Origin of the sequence: Streptomyces sp. NBC_00440 (assembly GCF_036014215.1) — a bacterium.
In the GTDB taxonomy this organism is placed as follows: Bacteria; Actinomycetota; Actinomycetes; order Streptomycetales; family Streptomycetaceae; genus Streptomyces.
This window is the reverse complement of the sequence record NZ_CP107921.1, coordinates 5,577,477-5,591,221: the sequence shown is the minus strand read 5'-3', so window position 1 is coordinate 5,591,221 and position 13,745 is coordinate 5,577,477. Positions and strand designations below refer to the sequence as shown.

Annotated in this window: 13 protein-coding genes; 3 read left to right on the top strand and 10 right to left on the bottom strand. The window is 70.4% G+C overall.

Annotation, left to right across the window (positions count from 1 at the left end; all coding sequences use genetic code 11):
* Positions 1 to 5: 5 nt before the first annotated feature.
* The 3 genes from OHB13_RS25165 to OHB13_RS25155 all read right to left on the bottom strand — a co-directional run bounded on the left by OHB13_RS25165 (position 6) and on the right by OHB13_RS25155 (position 3,193).
* On the bottom strand, positions 6 to 686 hold the full coding sequence (locus tag OHB13_RS25165) for an AIM24 family protein (protein ID WP_266853300.1): 681 nt from the start codon (positions 684 to 686) through the stop codon (positions 6 to 8).
* A gap of 11 nt (positions 687 to 697) precedes the next feature.
* Positions 698 to 2,398: a TerD family protein gene (locus tag OHB13_RS25160; RefSeq protein ID WP_328378599.1), complete on the bottom strand. Its 1,701-nt coding sequence runs from the start codon at positions 2,396 to 2,398 to the stop codon at positions 698 to 700.
* A gap of 198 nt (positions 2,399 to 2,596) precedes the next feature.
* Entirely contained in the window at positions 2,597 to 3,193 is a 597-nt protein-coding gene (locus tag OHB13_RS25155; protein ID WP_266853303.1) for a M48 metallopeptidase family protein, read from the bottom strand.
* A 197-nt stretch (positions 3,194 to 3,390) separates the two neighbouring features.
* On the opposite strand from OHB13_RS25155, the gene OHB13_RS25150 reads away from it, so the two are divergent.
* Together OHB13_RS25150 and OHB13_RS25145 are read left to right on the top strand one after the other, a co-directional pair.
* Positions 3,391 to 4,533, top strand: coding sequence for a TOMM precursor leader peptide-binding protein (locus OHB13_RS25150; protein ID WP_328378598.1), 1,143 nt, complete (start codon positions 3,391 to 3,393; stop codon positions 4,531 to 4,533).
* Between the two features lie 41 nt (positions 4,534 to 4,574).
* The gene (locus OHB13_RS25145) at positions 4,575 to 6,146 is read left to right on the top strand and encodes an ABC1 kinase family protein (protein ID WP_328378597.1); all 1,572 of its coding nucleotides are present in this window, start codon (positions 4,575 to 4,577) and stop codon (positions 6,144 to 6,146) included.
* Between the two features lie 171 nt (positions 6,147 to 6,317).
* Here the strand turns inward: OHB13_RS25145 and OHB13_RS25140 are convergent, their stop codons facing one another.
* From OHB13_RS25140 to OHB13_RS25125, 4 genes are all read right to left on the bottom strand, one after another.
* Entirely contained in the window at positions 6,318 to 6,647 is a 330-nt protein-coding gene (locus OHB13_RS25140) for a hypothetical protein (protein WP_266853309.1), read from the bottom strand.
* Positions 6,644 to 7,012: a WhiB family transcriptional regulator gene (locus OHB13_RS25135; protein WP_266853311.1), complete on the bottom strand. Its 369-nt coding sequence runs from the start codon at positions 7,010 to 7,012 to the stop codon at positions 6,644 to 6,646. The genes OHB13_RS25140 and OHB13_RS25135 overlap by 4 nt, the downstream gene beginning before the upstream one ends.
* Before the next feature lie 131 nt (positions 7,013 to 7,143).
* Positions 7,144 to 7,422, bottom strand: coding sequence for a hypothetical protein (locus OHB13_RS25130; protein ID WP_266860723.1), 279 nt, complete (start codon positions 7,420 to 7,422; stop codon positions 7,144 to 7,146).
* 213 nt (positions 7,423 to 7,635) lie between these two features.
* The gene (locus tag OHB13_RS25125; RefSeq protein WP_328378596.1) at positions 7,636 to 9,822 is read right to left on the bottom strand and encodes an ATP-dependent DNA helicase UvrD2; all 2,187 of its coding nucleotides are present in this window, start codon (positions 9,820 to 9,822) and stop codon (positions 7,636 to 7,638) included.
* A 206-nt stretch (positions 9,823 to 10,028) separates the two neighbouring features.
* On the opposite strand from OHB13_RS25125, the gene OHB13_RS25120 reads away from it, so the two are divergent.
* Entirely contained in the window at positions 10,029 to 10,286 is a 258-nt protein-coding gene (locus OHB13_RS25120) for a mycoredoxin (protein WP_266853315.1), read from the top strand.
* 142 nt (positions 10,287 to 10,428) lie between these two features.
* On the opposite strand, the gene OHB13_RS25115 is transcribed toward OHB13_RS25120, so the two are convergent.
* From OHB13_RS25115 to OHB13_RS25105, 3 genes are all read right to left on the bottom strand, one after another.
* Positions 10,429 to 11,265 (bottom strand): M55 family metallopeptidase, encoded by an 837-nt coding sequence (locus OHB13_RS25115; RefSeq protein WP_328378595.1) that lies wholly within the window; start codon positions 11,263 to 11,265, stop codon positions 10,429 to 10,431.
* A 63-nt stretch (positions 11,266 to 11,328) separates the two neighbouring features.
* Positions 11,329 to 12,603 (bottom strand): extracellular solute-binding protein, encoded by a 1,275-nt coding sequence (locus tag OHB13_RS25110; RefSeq protein ID WP_266853318.1) that lies wholly within the window; start codon positions 12,601 to 12,603, stop codon positions 11,329 to 11,331.
* Positions 12,600 to 13,739: a hypothetical protein gene (locus OHB13_RS25105; protein WP_328378594.1), complete on the bottom strand. Its 1,140-nt coding sequence runs from the start codon at positions 13,737 to 13,739 to the stop codon at positions 12,600 to 12,602. Before OHB13_RS25105 ends, OHB13_RS25110 begins: the two co-directional genes overlap by 4 nt.
* Positions 13,740 to 13,745 lie beyond the last annotated feature (6 nt).

Sequence of the window (13,745 nt, the reverse complement as noted above, 5' to 3'; positions counted from 1 at the left end):
TCCCCTCAGTTCCGGATCCGCAGACGGTCGGTGCTGTCCTCGCTCGGCTGTACGACGACGATGCCCTGCCCGGAGAAGGCCATCTGGTACGCCTCCCCGCTGCCCCGCCCGATCAGCGAACCGGCCTTGAAGCTGCGCTTGCCCTTCACCTTGAGATTCGGCGACCAGGCGACCAGGGCGTCCGGGTCGACATACGTCTCGTCCTCGCCCCTTCCGCAGTCGACGACGATCGGGGTGCCGCGCGAGGTGATGGCGACCCAGCCGCTGCCGGACACCTGGATGTTCCACAGGCCCTGGCCGGCGAACTTCGCCATGCCCTTGACCCGCTCCACCCCCCAGGTGAGGCTCGCGTCGAAGGCGAGCAGATTGCTGCCGTTGACCGACAGCGCGTCGTTGTCGAGGTTGATGATGACGACGTCCGCACCGTAGTCGGCGAGGTAGAGCAGGCCGTCGCCCGAGCACTTCATGAGGGGTGCGCCCTCGCCGGTGATCCAGTCACGGGCGATCTGGCGGACGGCAGGCGGATTCGGCTCGTACTGCACGAAGCCCTCGTACGCGACCATCGAACCGGTCCGTGCGAGCAGGTCCTGTCCTGTCTGCATGGCGACCTTCAGCATCTTGCTGCCGTGGTTCTCCATGCGGGCCGTGACGGGGGTCGGGGCGAAGCCCGCGAGCTGCTGGTTCATGACGGGCTCCCTCAGACCTCGTACGGCTGGACGATGATGAAGTTCCCGGGGGCGCCCCGGAACTGGAGGTTCACGCTCTCGCCGCTGTCGCCCGCATAGGCGTTCTGCCGCAGCCGCACCTGGCTGGAGACGATCACCTGCGAGGCGGACGACCAGGCGACGACCGCGTTGCAGTCGGCGAAGGTGGTCGGGGTGACCGGCAGGACCACCGGCACACCGTGCGTCTTGACGATCACCGTGCCGGTGCCCTGGAACTGCATGGTGAACAGCGCCCCGCCGGGAATGCCGTGGCCCTCGATCCTGCGGACCTCGTACTGCAGGGTCTCGTCGAAGGCGAGCACGTTCTCCGCGGAGACGCAGATGCCGTCGCCCTGGAGCTCGATGGGGTGCAGATGGGTGCTGTTCTCGGCGAAGAAGACCTGACCGCGGCCGGTGCAGCGCATCAGCTGCATCTCCTGGCCGGTGGCATGTCCCACGATCCGCCCGGCGAAGCCGGCTCCCTTGTAGCTGAAGTCGACCTTGCCCTGGTACATCACCATGCTGCCCTGACGGGCGAGGACGGGGGTATCACTGACGGTCAGGTCGGCCCGCATCAGGTACTTGTTCTGCGGGGTCCAGCGCTGCCCTGTGTCCGTTTCGCGGTACTTCTCGAAGGCGGCCTGCAGCCCGGGGCCCGCGAGGGTCGGCTGATGCTGCCCATAGGGGGCGGGCCCACCGTACGGAGCGGGCTGCCCGGGTGGCGGCTGCTGGCCGTAAGGGTCGGGGAGACCGGGCGGGAGGCCGCCGTACGGGGCCGGGGCGCCCGGCGGCTGGGCCTGGCCCGGGAACTGGCCGAACTGCGGCGGCTGTTGCTGCTGCGGAAGCTGGGGCGGCTGTGCGTACGGCGCAGGGGCGGGGGGCGGGGTGGCGGCCCCTTGCAGATGCATCGGCGCGGCCATGGTGGGCGCCGAGTGGATCGGCGGCGGGGTCGGCGCGGGCAGCGGGGGCGGGGTCGCCGCAGGCAGCGGAGGCGGGGTCGCCGCTCCCCCGGACGAGGGCTGGGGCGTCTGAGCCGGCGGGGCCTGGGGCGGAGCGGCCGGTGCGCCGAAGGAGGGGGCCGGGTCGGGAGCGGCGGCGGGCGGAGCGAAAGCGGGCGCGCCGAAAGCGGGTGGGGCGGCGGCCTGCTGCGGTGCGGCGGGCTCCTCTTCGGCGACCTCACCGCCGAAGTTCCTCAGCAGTGCGTCGAGTCCACCGTCGAAGCCCTGGCCTACGGCCGCGAACCGCCAGACGTCCTTCAGATAGAAGTCGCCCAGCATGACGGCGCGCTCCGTGGTGAACTCGGAGCCGGTGAAGGCGTATCTGACGACCTCGTCGCCACCGGCGACGATACGGATGTACCCGGGCCCGATCTGCGACATCTGGCCTGCGCCGTCGAGCGTCGCGGTGAACGAGAGCTTCTGGACGGTCGCGGGGATGCGGTCGAGCGTGACACGGAAGGATTCGGTGTCACCGGCCTGTGCGCCGAGGAGCTGGATCGACTCCTCCGGAGACTTCGGCTGGTTGAAGAAGATGAAATACCGGTCGTCCGAGAGCTGTTCGTCGGCGTCGAGCCCGAAGCAGCTGATGTCGAAGGTCAGTCCGGCGCCCGCGATCTGTACACCCACATACAGATCCGTGCCCGCTGTCAGGTCACTGATCCTGGCCTTGTGGCCGCGTTGGAATTGCCTGGCCATACGTAACGACCGTCCCCCATCCCGAATATGTTCCTTCGCGTCAGGCTAACGGCTGGGACCGACATCCGGCCAAGCCGGGACAGGCCCGGTACGCAGCCGGTACAGAATCGCCGGGGCAGCGGTACGGAGTCGCCCGGGGTCAGTCGCTGATCACGGCGGGTGTCACCCGGCGTCACGGGCGACAGGTGACCGGCGCTGTCACTCGCCGCGGGCGGCGGGCAGCTGCGGCAGCCGCTCGGCGGCCACCACCCCTTCGAGATACCCCCGGGCCCGCTCGGTTCGCGGATACGCCTCCAGGAGCTGCCAGAAGCGGGGGCCGTGCCCGGGCACCAGAAGATGGGCCAGTTCGTGGAGCAGCACATAGTCGACGACGTACTCCGGCATCCCCTGGAGCCGGTGCGAGAGCCGGATACTGCCCTCTGCCGGGGTGCAGGAGCCCCACCGGGTGTTCTGGTTGGTCACCCACCGCACGGAATCGGGGCGGGCCCGGCCCGCGAAGTACTGCTCGGACAGCCGCGCCGCGCGGTCGGCGAGCTCGGTGTCGCCGAGGACCCGCTTGCTCTCCTGGGCGGCGAGCTTGTCGAGCATCACGGTCACCCAGCGCCGTTCCTCGGCGTCCGACATCCGGGCGGGGATGAGCACGATGGTCCGGTCGCCCTCCCGGTAGGCGGAGACCGTTCTGTTGCGCCGGGAGCTCCTGCGGACCTCGACCGGGCTCGTCGCCGGGCCGCGGGGCGGCTGGCTCTTCGCGCTGCGCGGTGGACTTCCGGCGGTGTGCAGAGGGTCGACGGGCACGCCTCGACGTTACCCGCTGTCAGTGGGGGAAGTCCCGTGCCCATGGCGGTTGAACCTTGATCCATTCCACAGAGTGCAGCATTCGAATGATCAGCCCACCGGCCCTGTGGATAACTTTCCGCACCGTCCGCGACCTGAGGGCATTCTGACAACAGAGCCGCCGGGACAGCCCGGCGGACCGTGAACGGGGGCGTGCGATGCATCCGATGGTGAAGCCCGCGCTGCGGCGCGCATGGCGGGACCGGCAGGCCGTGCAGTTCGGGGTGACTCCCGCACAGGCGGTGGTGCTCGGCCCGGTGGACCCGGCGACCGGCTGCCTCCTCGGGCTGCTGGACGGCACTCGCGGGATGGAGCGGCTGCGGGAGGAGGCGCGGGCCATGCGGCTGCCGGACGGCCAGGTGGACAAGCTGGTCGACCGGTTGGCGAAGGCGGGGTTGATCGACGATGCGACAGCCGGGGGTGCGGCGGTCGACGCGTTACGGAAACGGCCCGGCACGCTGGACCGGCTCCGCCCCGATCTGGCGTCACTCTCGCTGGTCCATCCGGAACCGGGCGGCGGTACGGCCCGTCTCGCGGCCCGGCAGGCCATACGGGTCCGGGTGAGGGGCGCAGGCCGGGTCGGGGCCACCGTGGCGGCGCTGCTCTCGGCCTCCGGGGTGGGGCGGGTCGATGTGCTGGACGGCGGCTCTGTCACCTCGGGGGACGTGGCACCGGGCGGCCTTCCGGCGAATGCCGTCGGGGAGCGGCGGGACTCGGCGACGCGCCAGCTGATCCGGCGCGTCGCGCCCGGTCCGCCACCACGCGCCTCGGCCTCCGCACCCGGCGGCGACGGCGGACCGGGGCTGTCACTGATCGTCATCGCACCGCGCGACGGATTCGATGCCTACGTGCCCGACCCGGCACTCTCGGCGGAGTGGGTCGCGTCCGGCACGCCTCATCTCTATACGGGCGTGCTCGAAGGGACGGGAGTGGTGGGGCCGCTCGTCCTGCCGGGAGGCACAGCGTGCTCGGGCTGCCTTGCGCTGCGGCGGGGTGAGCGTGATCCGGGCTGGCCCCGGATGGTCGCGCAGTGGCGCTCGGGCAGACGCGGCTCCGTGCCGGCGTGCGATCTCGGCCTGGCCACAGCGGTGGCGGGGCTGGCGGCAGCGCACGCGCTGGCGTTTCTCGACGGCGAGCTGCCGGCGTCGACGGGGTCGCGGTGGGAGGCGTCCCTGCCGCTGCTCGACTGGCGATCGGCCCGTATCGCACCCCACCCCGACTGCCGCTGTGGTGCGGGTGGGCACACTGAAGGGGAGCGCGCCTCGGCGGCCGGGGCTCCGCACGACACAATGGCCGGGTAACCGCCGTACGCTCCACGGCAGTCTGGGATTTGGAGGGGCGCATGTCTGATCTTCCCCGGAAAGCGGTCACACGTACCGCCAAGCTGGCGGCACTCCCACTCGGTTTCGCCGGCCGCGCCACCTGGGGCCTGGGCAAGCGCATCGGCGGCAGATCCGCGGAGATCGTGGCACGCGAGGTGCAGCAGCGCACGGCCGAGCAGCTCTTCAAGGTCCTGGGCGAGCTGAAGGGCGGGGCCATGAAAATGGGGCAGGCCCTCTCGGTCTTCGAATCCGCCCTTCCCGAGGAGGTCGCGGGGCCCTACCGGGCGGCGCTGACCAAGCTCCAGGAATCCGCCCCTCCCATGCCGGTGCAGACCGTACATGCCGTGCTGGAGGCTCAGCTGGGGACGGGGTGGCGCGAGCTGTTCGTCGATTTCGACGACAAGCCGTCCGCCGCCGCGTCCATCGGTCAGGTGCACCGGGCGGTGTGGCACGACGGGCGCCGGGTGGCAGTCAAGGTGCAGTATCCGGGGGCGGGTGAGGCCCTGCTGTCGGATCTCACCCAGCTGAGCCGCTTCGCCCGGCTGCTCGGGCCGCTGATTCCCGGCATGGACATCAAGCCGCTCATCGCCGAACTGCGCGACCGGGTGTCGGAGGAGCTGGACTACGAACTGGAGGCGGAGGCTCAGCGGGAGCACGCGGAGGAGTTCGCCGGGGATCCGGATGTGGTGGTGCCCGATGTCGTGCACCAGAGCGACCAGGTGCTGGTGACCGACTGGATCGACGGAATCCCGCTGGCCGACGTGATCTCGGACGGCACGGACGAACAGCGGGACCGGGCCGGGCAGCTGCTCGCGAGGTTCCTCTTCTCGGGCCCGGCCCGCACGGGACTGCTGCATGCCGACCCGCATCCGGGCAACTTCCGGCTGCTGCCCGCAGAGGAGGACGGGACCGATACCGACGGGACCGATGAGGACGCGAGCACGGAGGACGGCGCTGAGGACGACGGCACCGTAGAGGGGGCCTCGGCGCAGTGGCGGCTGGGGGTGCTCGACTTCGGGACGGTGGACCGGCTGCCGGGCGGGCTCCCCGCCACGATCGGTCACGCCCTGCGGATGACCATCGAGGGTGAGGCCTCCGCCGTCTACGAGATGCTCTGCGATGAGGGGTTCGTCAAGGAGTCCATCGATCTCGATCCGGAGGCGGTGCTGGAGTATCTGGTACCGATCATCGAGCCGGTGCAGGCAGACGAGTTCACGTTCAGCCGGGGGTGGATGCGGGCGCAGGCGGCGAGGATCGCCGATCCCCGCTCCCCCGCCCACCAGTTGGGCAAGCAGCTCAATCTGCCGCCGTCCTATCTGCTGATCCACCGGGTGACACTGAGCACCATCGGGGTGCTCTGCCAGCTGGGTGCGACCGTGCGGCTCCGGGACGAACTCGAAGCCTGGATGCCCGGGTTCCTGCCGGAGACCACCGAAGCCGAGTTCCCGGACCAGGCCACAGGCCAACTCCCTGAACAGGTCAAGGAACAGGCCAAGGAACAAGTCGGGGAGCAAGCCGAGGAACACGTCGAGGAACGCGTCACGGACGAAGTCCCGGAGGAGGAACTGCCTCCCGCCCAGGCGCGTGCCTGACCGGACCGGTTCTGGTGGCTGCGGGACATGCCCGGGGGCCGGTCGCTCCGACCGGCCCCCGATGTCCTCCGCGCTTTCCGCGCATCCTCTGTGCTGCTGAGCTTGCCCAACTGCCCTGCTGCTCTGTTCCTTCTTCACCGCTGCGTGACGGCTGTTACTGCATGACCGCTGTTACTGCATGACGGCCATGGCGAGCGCACGGCGGGCGCGCAACGACACGCGCTCGGCGCGGCGTTGCATACGGCGGGCGGCCATCAGGCGCAGGGCCTGACGCTCGACGTCGGCCTCCCTGCGGCGCTCGTGCATATGAGCACGAGCCATGGCTTCTGGGATGAGTTGCATCTCACGGGTCCTGTTCTGACGCGACGCGGTCGCGCCGATGGTGGTGACGACTGGTGTGGCGGAGCCGGACGGCTCGCTGGTGGAAGAGGTCATCGGGTCCTGCTTCTGGGGATCGTGCTTGTGGGGGCGGTCAATCGTTCCGGGGCCGGTGAGATTCATGCCGCGACCGGGTTCTTGCGCGGACGTCCACGCGGCCTCTTGCGGGCGACGACGACGCCCTGGACGAAGAGCTCGCCACCCCAGACGCCCCACGGCTCGCGACGCTCCTTGGCGCCGGCGAGGCAGGCCTCGACGAGCGGGCAGGTACGGCAGAGCGACTTGGCGTACTCGACATCGGCCGGGGTCTCGGCGAAGAAGACCTCCGGGTCGTAGGCACGGCAGGGAACGGGCACATCGAGGTTCTCGATGGCGTCGTCGAGAACGGTGAGCGCGGTGAGCGGGAACACGGTGGGATCCTCCGGGGCAACAGGGGGCGAGAGCGTCTGTGAGGGCGGTACGGACGGGGCGTGCGCTTCGATTTGCACGGTGATTTCATTCCTCGTCTGGTCGTTCCGGTCTGTTTGACCGAAGGTCGTCTGGTGGCCCAGTACAAACAAAAGGGCCGCGGATCCCGGGTGGGGTTCCGCGGCCCTGAAGGCGCCTGCCTGATGCTGAATCAGACTGGATCACTCCAGGGTTCGAGCCCACGGAAGGCCCACATCGTGTGATGCTGCGTTGCCTGCGTCCCGAATTCGGCACCGGCTGCCTCAAACGCATAGGACGGCATCCCCGCGTTTGCTACTGCTGCTTCCGGTGCCTGGGTCGGTCGCTCATTACGGTCCCGAATGGGAAGGCCCGCCAGGGAAACAGGGCTGACGGCGGAGACGCCGGACAGACCGGTTCCACGGAGAGAGGAGCCGAGCAGGCAGGTGACGACGACCGAGCGGTCGGTCATTTTGGTCTTCGTGATGGTTGCCACTGGTCTCGCCTCCTCTCGGCGTCTCGGGGAGCTGGGCCCGGGGGCCTCGTCCCATTCGTATGTAGGTCAGGTACAGCTGTAGTGAAGTACAGCACAGAACCAGGGCTTCAGAGAAGTCGCTGTTCCCGTGGTTAAGAACCTAAGGGGGTTCCCGGGGCGTGCGCAAACTATTTTTTCAACGAGTTTCAGTCAGTCTTCTCCGCTGTCGCCCGTAGGCTCCTGACCTGCACAGATCTTCAGCACATCGGCCCCGAACCGCGCGATCTTCCGGGCCGGGACGCCGGCGATCCGCGTCAGCTCGGTCTCGCTGGACGGCACAGCCTCCGCGATGGCCATCAGAGTCTTGTCGGTGAACACGCAGAACGCGGGCTGTCCCGTCTCCGCCGCCTGGACCGAGCGCCACTCGTGCAGCCGCTCGTACAGCGCCTCGTCCATGTCGGAAGGGCAGTCCTCGCAGCGCATCAGTTTCATCTCGCCGCCGTCGGTCAGGCTCTTGCCGCAGACCCGGCACCGCACGGGCCCGCGGTGCTTGCGGCGGGCCGCCGCACCCCGCTCGATCCCGCCCGAGCCACCGGCGCCGCCGGGCAGTCCGGCGACAGGACCACCCGTCGAGCCCGGTCGCAGACCGCTGAGGAAGCGGCTGGGGCGGCGGGAGGCCCTGCCGCCGGGCGACCTGGACAGCGCCCAGGAGAGCGTGAGGTGCAGCCGGGCCCTGGTGACGCCCACATAGAGCAGCCGGCGCTCCTCCTCGACCTGCTCATCGGTCTTGGCGTAGGTGATCGGCATCATGCCCTCGGTCAGCCCGACCAGGAACACCGCGTCCCACTCCAGACCCTTCGCCGAGTGCAGCGAGGCCAGGGTGACGCCCTGGATGGTCGGGGCGTGCTGCGCGGCCGCCCGCTCGTCCAGCTCGGCGACGAGGTCCGAGAGGGTCGCTCCCTCCCTGGCCCTGGCGAAGTCCTCGGCCAGGCGCACCAGCGCGGCCAGCGACTCCCAGCGGTCCCGGACCGCCCCGGACCCGGCCGGGGCCTCCGCCCGCCACCCCTTGGTGCCGAGCACCGCCCGCACCTGGGACGGCAGATCCACCGCGTCGTCGAGCAGCGGGTCGTTGCCGCCGGCCCGGGCGGCTCCGCGCAGCGCGACGCCGGCCTCCCGCACCTCGGGCCGTTCGAAGAACCGCTCGGCGCCGCGCAGCTGGTAGGGCACCCCCGCGTCGGCCAGCGCCTGTTCGTACACCTCGGACTGGGCGTTGATCCGATACAGCACGGCGATCTCGGACGCGGGGACGCCCGCGGCGATGAGATCCCGGATCCGGCGCGCGGTGCCCTCGGCCTCGGTGGGCTCGTCCCCGTACTCCTTGTAGACGGGATCGGGCCCCGGGGAGCGCTGCGAGATCAGCTCCAGGCGGTGCTCGGCGGCGCGGCCGCGGGCCTGGGCCAGCAGCCCGTTGGCCAGGTGGACGACCTGCGGGGTCGAGCGGTAGTCCCGGACCAGCTTGACCACCGTGGCCTGCGGATGGCGGACCCGGAAGTTGAGCAGGTGGTCGGGGGTGGCGCCGGTGAAGGAGTAGATCGTCTGGCTGGCGTCGCCCACGACGCAGAGGTCCTCCCGGTCCCCCACCCACAGTTCGAGGAGCCGCTGCTGCAGCGGGCTGACGTCCTGGTACTCGTCGACCACGAAGTGCTGGTACTGACTGCGGATCCGGTCGGCGATGTCGTGCCGGTCCTGGAGGATGCCGACGGTCAGCAGCAGCACGTCCTCGAAGTCGATCACTCCGCGGTCGCGCTTGAGCTGCTCGTACATCGAGTAGATCTGGGAGATCTCGGCCGGGCTCCGGGGCGCCTCGCGGGCCGACTTCGCGATGACCGCCGGATAGTCGGCGGGCACGGTCTGGGTGACCTTGGACCACTCGATCTCGCCCGTCACGTCCCGCAGCTCGTTGCGGTCGAGCCGGACACCGCAGCGCGCCGCGGCCTCGGCGACCAGCTGGACCTTGCGCTCGACGAGCCGGGGCACCTCGCCGCCGACCGCCTTGGGCCAGAAGAACTGGAGCTGGCGCAGCGCCGCCGAGTGGAACGTACGCGCCTGGACACCGCCCGCGCCGAGCTGGCGCAGCCGCCCGCGCATCTCGCCGGCCGCGCGGTTGGTGAAGGTGACGGCGAGCACCGTGGAAGGCTGCAGGATCCCGGCGCGCACCCCGTAGGCGATGCGGTGCGTGATCGCGCGCGTCTTGCCCGTACCGGCTCCGGCCAGCACGCACACCGGACCGCGCAGGGCCGTCGCGACCTCGCGCTGCTCGGGGTCGAGACCGTCGAGCACCGCGTCGGCGGAGTCCGGAACCTGCGGGAAGAGAGAGGCGTGCGTTGCTGCTGTCACCCCGCCATGCTGCCAGGTCCCACGGGACCGGCGGGTCCGTTGTCCACAGGGGCCCGGTCGCAGTCGTACTAATGCGGGAATGGTGGCCGGGTCACTTACGTTCTACGGCATGTGACTTCCCGGGGCCGCGCCCCGGGAATCCCCATGTATCGGACGAAGCAGCACAGAAGCTGCGGGCGAAGCAGCAGCAGAGGAGCGCGAGAGACATGTCGGGCACTGTGACGATGTACAGCACCACGTGGTGCGGCTACTGCCGTCGGCTGAAGGGCCAGATGGACCGCGAGGGCATCGCGTACACCGAGGTGAACATCGAGCACGACGCCGACTCCGCGGCCTTTGTGGAGAAGGCGAACGGTGGCAACCAGACCGTCCCGACGGTTCAGGTGGTTCCGGCCGACGGTGGCGCCGAGGTCGTGATGACCAACCCGAGCCTTGCCCAGGTCAAGCAGGCGCTCGGCGTCTGACCCGGGAGCGACGCACGAGACCCCGCCCGCCCAGGAACCACGGGCGCGGGTCTCGTCTCTGTCCAGCCGCTCAGCTCTGCCCGGCGGCTCAGCTCTGTCCGGCTGCTCGGCTCTGTCCAGCTGCTCGTCTCTGTCCGGCTGCTCAGCAGTACGGCTGCTGGTCGGTCAGTGACGCCGCCACCCGCATGAAGACACCGAAGAGCCGGTAGAGCTGCGGAACAGCCCCGGCCACCTCGACAGTGCGCGAGTCCCGCAGGCTGACTCCGGGGATCACTTCGAGCTGGCTGGCGACGGTGGCCGACTGCCACCGCACCGCCAAGGTCGCTGCGGCTTCCGTGTACGGCGGCCGTGAGCGGGAGTCGGCACGGCGCACCCCCTCAGTGGCGGCTTCCTCGATGGCCTTGCGCGCTTCGGTCGCAGGCCTCATCCGAGCGCTGAAGCGATCCCTGGCGTACTTGACCGGAGCCGTGACGACCTGGGCGTCCCAGGCCGTCACCTCGTCGCAGGCCGCGTCATCACCGGAAAGCATCGCCACGGGTACCCCGAGTGCAGCGGCCGTGGCATGCGCGAATCCGATCTCGCCCATGGGCCGGCCGTCCAGCCACATGTCCTCGATCTCGTGACCCATATAACTGTGGCTGAGCACGCCCAGGGCACCGGCACGTGAGTGGTAGCCGACGCACAGCACCGCATCGAAGTCACCGTCCAGACCTTCGAGCATCCCCATCCGCTTGGGCTTGCCCCTCACCAACTCCGCCTCGGGGTGCATCTGATCCACCAGCAGGTTCCGCATCGATCCGTGTGCGTCATTGACCAGCACCCTCGTGGCACCGGCCGCGAGCGCGCCACGCACGGCCGCGTTCACGTCCTCGGTCATCATGACCCGACCGTGCTGGTAGTCCTGCCCGCCGATCTGCACGTCCTGGGCGCCCACCAATCCGGTGACGCCCTCCATGTCAGCACTGATGTACACCTGCACGCCGCTGCCTCCGCTCCGGCCCCGGCGACCGCCGAGACCCTGATGATCACCACACTGCCGGTTCTAGGATGCCGGGCTCCCGCACACGCCCGGCAGCAGGTCTGTGCCCGTCAGTCTGCGGCGTTCCTGTTCGAGCTGCGCCAGCAGTCTGTTCCGGGTGGCGCTGTCGGGTGTGCTGAGGAATTTCAGCACCGCGTGCTGGAAGGCGTCGCGCAGAGTGGGCGGCATGGTGTCCGAGGCGTCGAAGCACAGCTCGTGCGTCGGCGCCTCGCTCGTTCCGCCGGTGAGGAGCGTCGCCGCCCGCCGGCCGAGCGGGTCGGTGGGCTGGGGGTCCGACGCGCTGGGGAAGTGCGGTTTCAGCTTCGGTGCGGCCTGTGCCATCCAGATCCTGCGCCCCTCGGGGCCGGCCAGTTTGCTGAGCAGTTGCATCGCCGCCGGGCTGTCGCGGAACACAGCCGCCATGTCCGCCGACACCTCGTACGCGTCCTTGTGGCCGCCCAGCCCCGGAATCGTGTCGGCCGACGGCCTGAAGGTGATGTCGGGGCCGTAGAGATAGCGGATGAAGGTTCCCGCGTGCTCCTCCGTGCAGGTACCGGAGTTGAGCAGCCCCTTGCCGCCCTCCCCGGTGTACGGGATGTCGAGCGCGCTCCTGGTGTTCTGCCCGGCCATCAGCGACGCCCAGGTGCTCCACGCGTCCCGTACCTCGGGGCTGGTCCACGGCAGGACGCCGGTGGCCCACTGCTCGTACCGGTCGGGGCCGGACCTGTGCAGCAGGATGTCCTCGATCCAGTCGGTGCCCGGCCAGCCCGTGGTGGCCTGTGCGCTCATACCGAGGCACCAGCTGTGCGGCCTGACCGGTTGGGTCGTCCTGGTCCACACCAGGCTCTTGATGTCGACCTTGAGCGGGACCCAGTAGGTGTGCCTGGCGCCGTTGACGACCAGTTCGGGGGCCCAGGGCGGGTACGCCCTGCTCGCCAGGTCCCCGGTGAGCGGCGTCAGCGCACCCTCGCGTGCGTACTCCTGGAGCTCGCCCTGGCTGTTGAGGATCGCCACGTCCGGCGGTGCGTCCGCCTCCAGCTGCGCGACCAGCGTCTCGCGCAGCGAGCTGGTGCCCTGGTAGCTGTAGGTGTACGGGGTGCCGTTGTCCAGCAGGTCCAGCGTCCTGGTGAAGGCGGCCGCTTCGTTCCCGGTCCACGGTCCGAGGACGACGACCGTCTGCTTGCCGCCGCCGGAGCAGCCGCCGCCGAGCGCGGCGGCCAGCAGGGTCAGCGTGGCGGCCAGCAGCAGACGCAGCCGGCGCCGACGGCGCGGACCGCTGCCGTGAGTCGTCCGCGTCACTGGAAGTCCTCCCGCCTCGGGACCCGTACGTAGTCGCGCCGGTACGCCAGCAGCGCCCAGCCGGTGACCGCCGCGCCGAGCAGTCCGGCCGGCAGGATGAACCCCGTCACCGCCGCCCAGCCCGCGCAGTGCGCCCGGCGCATGGCGCCGGCGATCCGCTGCTGCAGTTCGTCGATCGAGCCCGGTGCGGCCGCCGTGCCGGCGGTCCGTGACAGCTGGACAGCCGGTGCGGCGGAGGACACCCGGGCCAGCTCCCCGTCCGCGATCCGCCGCACGGCCGCCTGTCCGTGCTGCACCTGCACGGTGCCGAGTACCAGCACCGGCACGGCGAACAGCGGCAGTACGGTCGCTGCCAGCGGCAGGCTCAGCAGCCGGAACCGCGCTTTCAGGAAGGTGAGCGTCCGGAACAGTCCGACCGCCAGCAGGGCGTACGCGACGCAGGCGACGGCGGCGAGGATCACCGGGCCGGTGCCCCAGCCCGCCTCGTGGTCCAGATCCGCGCGCAGGCTCCGCTCCAGCGAGCCGATGCGGTCCTGGATGGTGGTCGCCTCGTAGCCGCGTACGGTGCGGTCGGCGCAGCCCGCCGGGGTGCCCGCGCCGCCGGTACTGCCCGTGCTGCCCGTGCCGTCCGTCGTCTCGCAGAGCATGCTGAGCGCGTACGAGAGATACGCCTTCTTGAGCGTGGGGTCGTCCCTGTTGCGGTCGGCGGTGCCGATGTAGCCGTTGTAGTCGACCACCAGCCCCGACACCACCTGGAGGCCCTGCCGCTGGGCGGCGCTGAGCGCCGGTGACTGGGCGGCCTCGTTGAGGTTCTGGGTGGCCCTGGTGATCAGGGTCGGATAGGTCTGGCCGAGCCCGATCAGTTCCGGCCCCTGGAGGACCGAATCGGCTTCCTTCTGTGCCTGGTCCAGGGCGACTTCGGCCCGGGTCAGCTCCACCAGGGCCGGCCCTGTGCGGTCGGCGATCCGGGAGGAATCGCCGTGCACATCCCCGTACGCCAGGGACAGCGACCCGAACGCGATCACCGTGAGCAGGGGCAGCACGATCAGCCGGTCGCGGAGGAAGGCGGGGCTCTGCCCTGCCGGTACGGGAGCCAGGCAGAGCAGGCGGCGCAGCGCCCCGAGTGCCGGGGTCACCCGGCC

Coding starts and splice junctions, on each gene's coding strand:
- OHB13_RS25165 (WP_266853300.1), bottom strand. CDS start 686: ATGAACCAGCAGCTCGCGGGCTTCGCCCCGACCCCCGTCACGGCCCGC.
- OHB13_RS25160 (WP_328378599.1), bottom strand. CDS start 2,398: ATGGCCAGGCAATTCCAACGCGGCCACAAGGCCAGGATCAGTGACCTG.
- OHB13_RS25150 (WP_328378598.1), top strand. CDS start 3,391: ATGCATCCGATGGTGAAGCCCGCGCTGCGGCGCGCATGGCGGGACCGG.
- OHB13_RS25145 (WP_328378597.1), top strand. CDS start 4,575: ATGTCTGATCTTCCCCGGAAAGCGGTCACACGTACCGCCAAGCTGGCG.
- OHB13_RS25140 (WP_266853309.1), bottom strand. CDS start 6,647: ATGAATCTCACCGGCCCCGGAACGATTGACCGCCCCCACAAGCACGAT.
- OHB13_RS25130 (WP_266860723.1), bottom strand. CDS start 7,422: ATGACCGACCGCTCGGTCGTCGTCACCTGCCTGCTCGGCTCCTCTCTC.
- OHB13_RS25120 (WP_266853315.1), top strand. CDS start 10,029: ATGTCGGGCACTGTGACGATGTACAGCACCACGTGGTGCGGCTACTGC.